Origin of the sequence: Candidatus Phaeomarinobacter ectocarpi (genome assembly GCF_000689395.1) — a bacterium.
GTDB classification, from domain to species: Bacteria; Pseudomonadota; Alphaproteobacteria; order CGMCC-115125; family CGMCC-115125; genus Pyruvatibacter; species Pyruvatibacter ectocarpi.
On the sequence record NZ_HG966617.1, the window covers coordinates 1,152,281 to 1,164,168 of the forward strand.

6 protein-coding genes are annotated in these 11,888 nt (G+C 57.1%); 4 read left to right on the forward strand and 2 right to left on the reverse strand.

The features are described 5' to 3' along the window. Positions 1-42: 42 nt before the first annotated feature. Complete coding sequence (locus BN1012_RS05485) at positions 43-1,419, reverse strand: M48 family metalloprotease (RefSeq protein WP_063958487.1); 1,377 nt, start codon at positions 1,417-1,419, stop codon at positions 43-45. A gap of 208 nt (positions 1,420-1,627) precedes the next feature. Here BN1012_RS05485 and BN1012_RS05490 point away from each other — a divergent pair, with 208 nt between their 5' ends. Continuing rightward, positions 1,628-3,100 carry a gamma-glutamyltransferase gene (locus tag BN1012_RS05490; protein WP_145973426.1) on the forward strand — a complete coding sequence of 491 codons (1,473 nt, stop codon included), beginning with the start codon at positions 1,628-1,630 and terminating at the stop codon, positions 3,098-3,100. A 9-nt stretch (positions 3,101-3,109) separates the two neighbouring features. Continuing rightward, complete coding sequence (locus BN1012_RS05495) at positions 3,110-4,264, forward strand: pyridoxal phosphate-dependent aminotransferase (RefSeq protein WP_043948844.1); 1,155 nt, start codon at positions 3,110-3,112, stop codon at positions 4,262-4,264. A 27-nt stretch (positions 4,265-4,291) separates the two neighbouring features. Here the strand turns inward: BN1012_RS05495 and BN1012_RS05500 are convergent, their stop codons facing one another. Next, positions 4,292-7,120 (reverse strand): ribonuclease E/G, encoded by a 2,829-nt coding sequence (locus tag BN1012_RS05500; protein WP_043948845.1) that lies wholly within the window; start codon positions 7,118-7,120, stop codon positions 4,292-4,294. Between the two features lie 731 nt (positions 7,121-7,851). On the opposite strand from BN1012_RS05500, the gene BN1012_RS05505 reads away from it, so the two are divergent. Continuing rightward, a complete protein-coding gene (locus tag BN1012_RS05505) occupies positions 7,852-9,117 on the forward strand; it encodes an N-acetylmuramoyl-L-alanine amidase (RefSeq protein ID WP_063958519.1) in 1,266 nt (421 codons plus the stop codon). Positions 9,118-9,352: 235 nt separating this feature from the next. Then, complete coding sequence (locus BN1012_RS05510) at positions 9,353-11,845, forward strand: penicillin-binding protein 1A (RefSeq protein WP_043948846.1); 2,493 nt, start codon at positions 9,353-9,355, stop codon at positions 11,843-11,845. The last annotated feature ends 43 nt before the right edge of the window (positions 11,846-11,888 follow it).

Sequence of the window (11,888 nt, forward strand, 5' to 3'; positions counted from 1 at the left end):
TGGAATTCCTGTAACGGGGAAATTTTGGCTTGGAGCAAGTTGCTAAATGTCGGGGTTTTCGATCCGGGAAATGTCATCGGCTCGCTGCCAAGCGGGACTTCCCACAGGCAGTCCCCGCTTCGCACGCGAGGCCCATTGCTTTGCATCAGGCAGTCTGCCCGACGCGACATTTTGCTCAGCTGTCGCAAGAGCTGCCATCGGCTGGTTGCCCTCATCAGCATATGCCTGAGCAAGAATGCGGAAAGCGGTGGGATAATCTCGCTCTATCTGCGTTGCCCGTTCGAGAATTTCACGCGCCTTGGTAACGTTCGCCTTGTCGCCGGTTCCCACGAGTGCCTGACCTAAGCCGACCATCAAGAGAGGTTGGTTGGGAAGCAAACGATCTGCAGCCGCATATGCTTCTGCAGCTTCCGCGGAGCGCCCGGATTCAAACAGAGCCTGGCCTTTGAACTCCTGGAAGTAGGCGTTGTCTGGATAGTCGGCAATCAGTGCATCAATCTCAGCAATTGCGCGGTCCGTGTTTGGAATTTTGTAGTGAGCAATGGCGCGGGCATATCGTGCGGGGGCACTTTGGTCACTTTCAGGGTAGCGGCGGAACGTGACCTGCGGACGGTCAATGAAGCCGTGCAGTTTGGCCTTCACCATATCCAGCATGCGCTGCCACTCTTCAGGGTCTTTGACATCCCGGAATGGCGACTTGTCGACACGGTTTTGCAGCGCTGCGATGCGTTCGCGTGACAGGGGGTGTGTGCGGACATAGGGATCCTGAGAACGCTCCGAGAGCGCTTCTTGATCCGCAAGCTTGTCGAAGAAGCTCACCAGCCCTTCGCCGCTCTGGCCAGTGCGTTCCAGAAAATCGAGGGCGGCCTGGTCAGCAGAGGCCTCCTGAGTTCGTGTGTAAGCCAGAAAGCCGCGCTGGGCCACGGTCTGGCCACCGGTAATGAGCGCAAGTCCTACATCTCCGGCACCGGCAACGATCGCCCCGATGCCAAGCAGATATCCGACGATGGCCGGCGCCGCAGCGTTCTCGAAAGCCTCACGCCGGCCACTGAGATGCCCGCCGGTTATGTGGCCGGTTTCATGAGCCATAACGCCCAGCACTTCATTTGGTGTTTCGGCTTGTTGAAGCGTCCCGGTGTGCATGAAGACGTTTTGTCCGCCGGTCACAAACGCGTTGATCGAGGACGCATTGATCAAATAGGTGTTCACAGCTCGCGGGTTGAGGCCGGCTGATATGAAAATGGGTTCTGAAATGACCCGGATGAACCGCTCTGTTTCAGCATCGCGAATCAGAGATATCGCAAATGCCTGCTGAGTCGGCAGAACAAGGGCCAACATCACGCAAATTGACTGAAGGAAGAGCTTTCCTGTCAGTGCGCGCTTGGGTGTCAGGTTCTGTGAGCGTGTTGCTGTTGACATATATTTCCGCTTGGCCCCTCTGTTCAGCGTGAACAAATCCGCTACAAAGCTCTTATTCGCAGTTGAGAACACCGCTGTGAACAAGAGCAAAGGTTAAACTCGCCCTTGGTTAAGTCGCGGCAGGGCCGGTTGCCTGCTTGCATCTCACGGTAGGCAGGGCGAAATTGCCCGTCAATCTAACGAAAGCGAACCTCGCGTGGAGTTGAACGTGATTCCAGAAATAATCCGTTGGCATGGCCGTAAAAAGGCAGTTGGTGCTCAATTCAGGCGTTCCGCAGCCCTTCTGACCAAGGTCATCATGGCTGGGAGCATTCTGGCAGCCTGTTCATCTGGTGGTGAAGAAGGCGGCCTGGCAACGGCGGAGTTCAAGGGAAGTGCCCAGAACAACACCGGGCTACAGCTCCTCGATGGGCCGGACAACTCCGTTTTCGTGGGTGCAATCGCCTCCGACGAGCCCCGCGCGTCGCTTGCGGCCCGCACCGTACTTGAAAACGGCGGCACAGCCGTTGATGCCATTACGGCGCTCTATTTCAATCTCGCAGTTACCATGCCTCACGAAGCAGGGCTGGGCGGCGGCGGGATCTGTCTTGTTCATGACCCTGAAGCGCGCGAAGTCACCAGTTACAACTTCCTGCCGCGTCGTTCTCGCGCAGGCGGTCCGGTAGCTGTTCCAGGCAATGTCCGCGGCTTTGCGTTGATGCATGCTGTTCATGGGACATCACCCTGGTCCAGCCTCGTTGCCCCGGCAGAGGTGTTGGCAGCCAAAGGACATGAAGTTTCCCGGGCGCTGGCCAATGAGATTGGTCCCCTCGCACCCGCTATTCGTTCGCTTCCACAATTGGCCGAAGTTTACCTTGGTCCCAATGGACGTGGGCTTCAGCAAGGCGATGTGCTGGTGCAAAAAGGTCTTGCCGCAGCGCTGGGGCGTGCACGCGCGAGTGGTCCAAGCGGCATCTACAGTGGTGAAATAGCAACCGCCTTTGCACAGGAAGCAACGCGTCTTGGCAGTGCCATCACGCTTGAGGAGTTGCGCGCATACCGTCCATCAACACAGCCTGCGCAGATCTTCAAAATCGGAGATCAGACCCTTTCTATCCCGGCCGCAGACACTGGCGCAGGCACCTATATGGCATCAATCTGGCCAGCCGCGCAGAGCCTGAATGGGGCGGACCTGATGCGTGCCGCTCAATCTGAGCTGGCGCGGGCAGGGGCTGAGACGAACTTGCCTGGTTCATTTGGATCGACCGGATTTGTTGTCGCGACCGCCGGTGGCGATGCTGCGGCATGTGCCGTTACAATGAATGGTCCATTTGGAACAGGGCGGATGGTCCCCGGCACCGGGATTATTCCTGCACGTGCGCCTGACGCCCCCGGCTTCGGCCTTGCCGGAGCATTTCTCGCACCGGCGCTTGTTACCAATGATTTCAATGGCACCTTCTTCTTTGCAGGGTCTTCAGCCGGCGGTCCGCAGGCCTCCGCCTCTGTGCTGGAAGCGGCAAATGCCCTTGTAAGCACCTCAACCACCCTTGAAGCCGTGCATCGGTCATCGGTGAGCAACGCGCAAAGTCTGCTGAATGTGGTCGCGTGTCCCGGCGGTGCGCCTCGGGAGGGTGCAAGCTGCGTATTTGGCGCGGACCCGAAGGGTGCAGGGCTTGGTGTTCTTGGTTTCCCGCCGCTTTAGCCGCATCACATGACGCTTTCAAATCGCGGTCAGGTCGACCCGTTCATTGTGATGGACGTAATGCGCGCTGCAAACCAGCGCGAGGCTGATGGCCATGATGTGGTCCATATGGAAGTTGGCCAGCCTGGAACGCCGGCGCCACAGCTGGCATTGAACGCGGCATCTCGGGCACTGCATGCTCACAGGTTGGGCTATGCCGAGGCGCTGGGCTTGCCGGCGTTGCGCGCGCGCATCGCGCGTCACTATGAAGAAGCCTACGGCACAACCGTTTCTGCTGATCAGGTTATCGTGACGTCTGGAAGCTCAGGTGGGTTCCAGCTGGCATTTCTTGCAGCCTTTGATGCCGGTGCCAGAATTGCTCTGGCAATGCCCGCTTATCCTGCCTATCGTAACATCATCAAGGCAATGGATCTGGAAATGGTGCCGGTCCGAACCGGCGCAGGCTCTGGCTACCAGATGACGGCAGAGGCTCTCGATGAGGCTGCACGTACAACACGGCTAGACGGCGTCTTGATAGCAAGCCCTGCAAATCCTACAGGGGCGATGATCGAGCCAGGCGAGCTTGCAGCCATAGGAAAAGTGGCGCGCCAGCATGGCCTCACGCTTATCAGTGATGAAATCTATCATCGCCTGACCTACGGGACCGTGCCGGAAGCAACAGCGCTTGCGTCCAACCCTGATGCCATCGTCATCAACAGCTTCTCAAAATACTATTCCATGACCGGGTGGCGCATCGGCTGGATGATTGCACCGCACGAAATGGTTCGACCGATTGAGAGGCTGGCTCAAAACCTCTTCATCTCGGTGCCAACTCTTAGCCAGATCGCGGCTGTCGAGGCGTTTGAGGCAACACAAGAATTGGAATCCAATTTTGCGGTCTACCGGGCCAACCGGGACGTCCTGATGAAGGGCTTGCCGACTGCGGGCTTCACAAATCTGGCACCATCAGATGGTGCGTTTTACATCTATGCTGATGTGAGCGATCTGACCCGGGACAGTGAAGAACTGTGTCGTCGCATTCTTGAAGAAGCCGACATTGCTGTCACTCCGGGTACAGACTTTGATCCAGAAGCAGGCAAGACGACCCTGCGTTTTTCATTCGCAGGGCCGACGAGCCATATGATTGAAGCCGTCAAACGGCTCAAAGCCATGAAGCTGAGCTGAGTAAGCAAAGCTCCTGAGACGTCTGAGCTAGCTGGAGAGCCGGCGCTGCCACCACCCACGCTTGGTTGGTTCAGCAGGTGTTTCCGACGTTTCCACTTCCACCGATGCTTTTGTTGAAGCGGCAGACGCTGCTGCTGTATCTGCAACAGCCTGCTCTGCTTCATTGTCAGTCTCGCTGGCAGGACTGGTGGTGGACTCAGCTGGTGTCTGCGACTGATCCACGACCATCGGCTCTGACGCGCTTGTCGAGTAGGCTACCAATACTGGCGCTTCCTCATCGCCATCGGACGTGGAGTTGTTGGTGTCAACGTCAGAATCAGATGCTTTGGCTGTCGTCTCAACGTCACCGTTGGTTCCTTCTGAATTGCCTTCATCATCCGCATCAGCTGTCCTGCGATGGCGCCTGCCACCTCGGCGACCACGGCGGCGGCGCTTGCGCGGCTTGCCATCTTCATCAAGTTCAGGCGTCTCGCCGTCACCATCTTCAGAACCAGATGCTTCTGTTGCTGCGGCCTCAGAAGTGTCGCCATCTTCGGCAGCGTTGTTTTCTGCGGAACCAGATTCTGACTTGCGACCACGACGCCTGCGCCGCCGCCGCTTGGGTTTGTCTTCTCCATCCCCATCCGCATCTTCGCCACTGCTGTTCTCGGTATTGGCTGATGCATCAGCTTCTTCTTCGCTGCGAGCGGCAGCTTCAGCCTTGGCATCCAGCGCTGCGTCTTCCTCGTCGTCGAATGCGCTTTCCATGCTCAATGCATCAGTGTCCATGGACACATCTGGCGTGCGGTCGTCAGTACGCTTGATGGAATAATCAGGAGAGATCAAGGAGGCGTCCGCAACCATGTAAACCGAGACACGACCGCGACGTTCTATGTCCAGCAAAGTGGTGCGTTTCTGATTGAGAATGAACACCGCAATGTCCATCGGGACATTCACATCGAGTGCCTTTGCCCGACCCTTGAGCGCTTCAGCCTCGACCGCACGCAATACCTGAAGGGCAGCAGATTCCGTCGACCGGATCATGCCTGTTCCCTGACAGTGTGGGCAGGTGTCAGTCGACCCCTCCAATACGCCGGAGCGCATGCGCTGGCGCGACATTTCAAGAAGGCCGAATGATGAAATTCGACCGACCTGGATGCGGGCGCGATCCTGCTTCAGGCTGTCTTTAAGTTTGCGTTCAACGGCGCGATTGTTGCGCGGCTCATCCATATCGATGAAGTCAATGACGACAAGGCCGGCCATATCACGAAGCCGGAGCTGGCGAGCAATCTCTTCAGCGGCTTCCAGGTTCGTGGAAACTGCAGTCGCCTCGATATTGTGTTCTTTGGTGGATTTGCCGGAGTTCACATCAATAGAAACAAGCGCTTCCGTTGGATTGATGACGATATAGCCACCTGATTTAAGCGTAACGGTCGGCTCAAGCAGAGCGTCAAGCTCGCTTTGCACACCGTGGCGCTGCAACAGCGGCTCGCTATCCTTGTAGCGTTTCACGTTCTTCGCATGGCTCGGCATGAGCATGCGCATGAAATCCTTGGCTTCCTTGTACGCCTTGTCGCCATCAACAATGATCTCGTCGATGTCCTTGGAATACTGGTCGCGGATGGACCGCTTGATCAGATCGCCTTCTTCGTAAATCAGGCAGGGCGCAGAAGACTTGAGCGTCAGGTCCCGAATGTTCTCCCACAGACGCAGCAGGTAGTCGAAATCACGCTTGATCTCGACCTTTGTGCGATTTGCCCCGGCGGTGCGGACGATAAGGCCCATGCCGGTTGCCACGTCCATCTCATTCATTGCTTCTTTGAGGCGCCGACGATCGGACGTGTTTGTAATTTTCCGTGAGATGCCGCCACCGCGCGCAGTGTTCGGCATCAGGACGCAATAGCGGCCGGCGAGTGACAAATAGGTTGTGAGAGCAGCGCCCTTGTTGCCGCGCTCTTCTTTCACGACCTGAACCAGCATGATCTGGCGGCGCTTTATGACTTCCTGAATTTTGTAGTGACGCGAGCGGCTGCGGCGGCTTGGACGACGATCGCCGCTTCGGCCGTTGCGACCGCGCGAGGAGCCGCGACCGCCATTCCGGTTTCCGTTGCGGCCACGCCCGCGTCCACGACCGCGATTGTCAGACTTCTTTTCGTCATCATCGCCAGAGGCTGTAACTGTCTCATCGTCATCGCTGGACGCTTCAGAGTCTTCGTCGCTCTGGTCGTCGCCTTCGTCATCATCATCGCTTGAGTCGATGTCGTCGTCATCGTCTGAGGATGTAACTTCTTCAGCGCTGTCTTCGTCGTTGATCTCTTCGATGTTGGTCTCTGGCAGATCGCCATCATCGTCAATGGCGTCTTCATCATCGGACACATCTTCGCTGATGGACTCGGTCGATGCGGCCTCAGCTGCTATCGCAGGCGTAGCAGCCTCATCGTCAGAGGCGTCGTCATTGCCGTCTCCGCTCTCATCATCTGCTTCAAACGCATGAGCGCCGATGTCATAGGCATCATCGCTCTCGTCTGAGGCAGCGTCGGCGTCGCTGTCGTCATCTTCATCGTAATTGTCATCATCCTCGTCAAATTCCTCTGCGGCTTCTTCAGCCAGCAACTTTTCGCGGTCCGCGACAGGAATTTGATAGTAGTCAGGATGGATTTCGCTGAACGCAAGAAAGCCGTGCCTGTTGCCGCCATACTCAATGAAGGCAGCCTGCAGCGACGGTTCAACGCGTGTAACTTTAGCGAGATAGATATTGCCCCTTAAGGGACGTTTGGCCTCGGATTCAAAGTCGAAGTTCTCGACACGGTTTCCCGAGACGATGGCCACGCGGGTTTCTTCCCGGTGGGCCGCGTCTATCAGCATTTTCTTGCCCATGGGCAGGTTCTCCAGGCGCGCCGGCGCTGGCCGGGCCTACATCACCTGTAAACAGGCGGTGAGGTGTCCGGGCGGGCATCTCTGCCGCGCGGCGCGCAATAAGGGATAAGGGAATGCCGTTTCGCGTCCATGCGCTTGATGGCGCATGCCCGAATAGCGCCCGCAAAGCCGCGGTTCGCCTGGCGGCGAATTTGCGTGCTGTGCTGGGTCGAGAAACGGTCATTGGTTCAGTTTTCAAGGTGGGCGTCGACCGGCTGTATTGACGGTTGGGCCCAAGCGGTTGTCTCGATCTCAGACGTCGCCATCGATTTGAGGGTGGCGTGCCTGATACGGTCAAAATTCATTCGTTCAGATGATCGCCTATCCGGCCAACGAGCCGGTCCCCAACGAGTCACCTGAAAAAGACGTGCTTTCATGAGAGATTTCGCGGATTTCAGCGGTTTTTCGCCCCTGACTGCGCGCGTGTCAGTCATTTGCACGGCTTAAGTTGTAGCCGGGCCGTCCCGTGACATGCAAGCGGCACGATACACATGTGCCAATCCTGCCGAAAAACGGCTCAAGAGTGAGCCTGCGGGTGAGATGGTTTATGAGCGGTTAATCCTTTGCCACTTATTATTCGGGGTCAATGTGCGGCTGAGCCCTGATTTTGGCGAATTCTAGCCGTTTAGTACTCGCTCCCGATGTTGGTGCATTATCCGACAGCGGTTTCAAATGCCCGGAAATCTGCCGCAATGCCGATCTCACATTTCTTTTCCAGAAATCCCGCTCAGGTGGTCAAGCGCTTGCTGAGCGCCGTCGCAATCGTTTGCGGCCTGCTGGGTGCAAATCTGGTGCTCCCTGCAAATGCGCAGGATGTGGCGCCGTCCGTGATAGACGTGCGCCTAGGCAAAAGCGGCGAGACGACCCGGTTTGTACTGGAGTTGAGCGGAAAAGTGGAGGCAAAGGCTTTCACTCTGGCCGACCCTCACCGCCTCATTATTGACCTTCCCGCACTTGACTGGGAATTGGCATCGGACTTCGTCCCTTCAGGCCGTGGAATGGTCAGCTCGTTCCGCTACGGACTGTTCCGCCCCGGCAACGCTCGCGTTGTGATTGATCTCTCGGGGCCGGCAAAAATCTCGCGCTCCTTCGTGCTGCCACCAGACCCTGCCAACAATAAGAACTGGCGCATTGTGTTCGATCTTGTCAGCACACCGGATGCCTCATTCAGGGCCGCCGCAGGCTGGCCGGATGCAGCGCCCGCAACGCCAGCGATCACCAAACCGACACCAGACGTGCCAAGTGCCAAACCCGCTACCAATGCCCGAAAGATCGTGGTTATTGATGCGGGCCACGGAGGTGTCGATCCCGGCGCACTGGGCGGCCGTGGAACGCGCGAGAAAAACGTCACACTGGCTTTTGCCAAAACCTTGGGCGAAGCCTTGAGGGCTACAGGCCGGTATGAGGTTCACCTGACGCGGGACACAGATATCTTCATTGAGCTCAGAGAGAGGGTAGCGATCGCGCGCCGCCACAATGCCGACCTCTTCATTTCCGTTCATGCGGACTCGATTGAACGTCGGGATGTCCGCGGCGCCTCGGTCTATACCCTGTCAGAAAAGGCGTCTGACGCTGAAGCAGCGCGGCTGGCCCGCAAGGAAAACGAAGCTGACGTTATCGCAGGTGTGAATCTCGGAGGGGATAGCGACGAGGTGCGAGACATCCTTATTGACCTTGCGCAGCGCGAAACCAAGAACCTGTCAGTTCGATTTGCGCAGACCGTCATCCCTAAAATGTCTGAAGTCACCAAAATCTTGCGCAACACCCACAGATTTGCCGGTTTCAGGGTGTTGAAAGCGCCGGATGTGCCATCTGTCCTCATTGAATTGGGCTTCTTGACCAATTCGGATGACGAACTGAGCCTAACATCTTCAAGCTGGCGAAAGAAGACATCGCAGGCAATTGCGCGGGGGGTAGATGCCTACTTTGCCGAGCGTTTGGCGGAGGCCAGCCAATAGTTGATCTGCGGAAAATAAACGCTTCATTCCTGCGGCCAAATAGCGGTCGTGATTGGAAAAATGGGTCATGGGCATGCCATAATTCACCACTAGATGGGATTACTCTTGAAGATGTGCGTGGGCTCAGCGATAGACATATCCAGGCTCTATTTTTGCCCACCTTCAACAGCATATTTGCGCGCGCAGGGCTTGGGACTTCAAGCGACTTCATACGACCGGGGATGTATCTGACCAGATGATGAGAATTCTTGCTTACCTGGGGGTTGCAGGTGTCGTGCTCGTAGCGGGCGTGGCATTGGGCGTGGCATTCCTGCTGTGGAGTTTCTCGCAGGACCTGCCGCCACATGACCAACTGGCCCACTACGAGCCACCGGTAATGACGCGCGCCCATGCAGGCGACGGCTCCCTTATTGCTGAATTCGCCCGTGAGCGGCGGTTGTATGTTCCAATCACAGCCATTCCCAAAGACCTGATCAACGCCTTCCTCTCCGCGGAAGACAAAAACTTCTTTGATCACGAAGGCGTCGATATCTTCGGTGTCCTGCGCGCAACCGTTTCCAATGTTGCCAACTATGTGAACAACCGTCGTTTGGAAGGCGCTTCTACGATCACCCAACAGGTTGCCAAGAACTTCTTGCTGACCAATGAAGTGTCGTTCGAGCGGAAGATCAAAGAAGCCCTTCTGGCCCGACGGATCGAGACTGCCTACTCCAAGGAGCGTATTCTTGAGCTCTACCTCAATGAAATTTATCTCGGCTTGGGGTCCTATGGTGTCGCTGCAGCAGCGCTCAACTATTTCGGCAAGTCGCTTGATGAATTGACTCTTGGCGAGATGGCGTACCTCGCAGCCCTGCCCAAGGCACCGAACAACTATCATCCTTTCCGGCAGCGCGAGCGGGCGGTTGCCCGGCGCAACTGGGTGCTCTCCCGGATGACGGAGAATGAGTGGATTACACCGTTCGAAGCGTCAGTTGCCCGGGCTGAGCCATTCAACATCACGCCCCGTCCGTCAGGCGCGCAGATCGTCGAAACTCAGTTTTTCGTCGAGGAAGTACGTCGTCGTGCCATCAGCATGTATGACGAAGAAAAGATCTACGATGGCGGACTGTCCGTTCGCACGACGCTGGATACAAACCTTCAGGCCATCATTCGGTCAGCCCTTCGTGAAACGCTGGTCGCCTACGATCAGCGCCATGGGTGGCGCGGTGCCTTTGCGAGCATGGACGCGGCCACAGATTGGACTGCGGATTGGCCAAAAGCGCTCGTCGGTATGGACACCGCGCGCGACCTCGCACCATGGCGTCTTGCGGTGGTCCTGGACGTCACAGCGGAAGGCGCTGAGATTGGTCTGCGCCCCGACGTAGACGAAGCAGGCCGCATGGTTGATCCAGGCGAAACAGGGTACATTCCGCTTTCCGAGGTTACGTGGGCCCGGGCATCCACCAACAACAGGAAAACGGGACCTGAGATCACTGATGCCACGCAGGTGCTCAATCGCGGTGACGTAATTTGGGTTACTCCCACTGTCGCCGAAGATGGGTCATCCGGCCAGGCGCAGTTCGCGCTGCGACAGATTCCAGAAGTAAACGGCGCGGTCGTTGCGATTGATCCGCACACGGGCCGCGTCCTCGCTCTGGTCGGCGGCTTCAGCTACCAGCTTTCAGAGTTCAACCGAGCAACGCAGGCCGTTCGCCAACCAGGGTCCTCGTTCAAGCCATTTGTGTATGCAGCGGCGCTCGACAATGGCTACACGCCATCCAGTCTTGTTCTCGACGCACCCTTCGTTATTGAGCAGGGGCCGGGTCTTGCTCTTTGGAAACCGGAAAACTACTCGCGCACATTCTACGGACCGTCGACACTTCGCCTGGGACTTGAAAAGTCACGCAATGTCATGACCGTGCGGCTGGCGCAGGCCGTTGGAATGGAAAAGGTCAGCGAATATGCACGTCGCTTTGGCATCATGGACGACATGATGCCCGTGCTTTCCATGTCATTGGGCGCCGGCGAAACGACTTTGCTCAAGCTGACAAACGCCTACGGGATGTTAGTCAATGGCGGCAAGAAGATTGAACCTGTTCTGATTGACCGAATCCAGGATCGCTACGGCCGCACCATTTATCGCCATGATGTTCGCGAATGTCTTGGGTGTGCAGCCAATGAATGGGCAGGTCAGGCGTCTCCAAGTATCTCAGACACACGAGAGCGGGTTATTGATCCGCGTACGGCATACCAGGTGGTGTCAATGCTTCGCGGCGTTGTCCAGCGCGGTACCGGACGAACCATTGCCTCTATTGGCAAACCCTTGGCAGGCAAGACCGGAACTACAAACCGGGAGCAGGATGCGTGGTTTGTCGGATTTTCACCTGATCTGGCACTCGGTGTGTTCGTTGGCTTTGATGAGCCCAAACCTATGGGACGCGGTGAAACAGGCGGTGGTCTTGCAGCTCCCGTGTTCCGCGATGTAATGCGCGAAGCTCTTGCTGACAAACCAGCCATTCCATTCCGCATTCCGCCTGGGGTCACACTTGTGCGCGTCAACGGGAAATCTGGACTGATTGCGCGGCCTGGCAGTGACGGGGCCATTCTTGAAGCGTTCAAGGCTGGAACGGAGCCTCGCGCGCCATCACAGGTATTGCGCGGTACAACAACCGACACATTTGCATCAGGCAACAACACGCCACCGCCGCCGGTTCCCACATTGGGAACTGGCACAGGCGGGCTTTACTGACCGGCCTTCCGGGCCTAGGTTCCGCGCTTCACATTTACGTCTG

Excerpts from the sequence above, each read along its gene's own strand:
- BN1012_RS05510 (WP_043948846.1), top strand. The coding sequence starts at position 9,353 with ATGATGAGAATTCTTGCTTACCTGGGGGTTGCAGGTGTCGTGCTCGTA.
- BN1012_RS05485 (WP_063958487.1), bottom strand. The coding sequence starts at position 1,419 with ATGTCAACAGCAACACGCTCACAGAACCTGACACCCAAGCGCGCACTG.
- BN1012_RS05505 (WP_063958519.1), top strand. The coding sequence starts at position 7,852 with ATGCCGATCTCACATTTCTTTTCCAGAAATCCCGCTCAGGTGGTCAAG.
- BN1012_RS05495 (WP_043948844.1), top strand. The coding sequence starts at position 3,110 with ATGACGCTTTCAAATCGCGGTCAGGTCGACCCGTTCATTGTGATGGAC.
- BN1012_RS05500 (WP_043948845.1), bottom strand. The coding sequence starts at position 7,120 with ATGGGCAAGAAAATGCTGATAGACGCGGCCCACCGGGAAGAAACCCGC.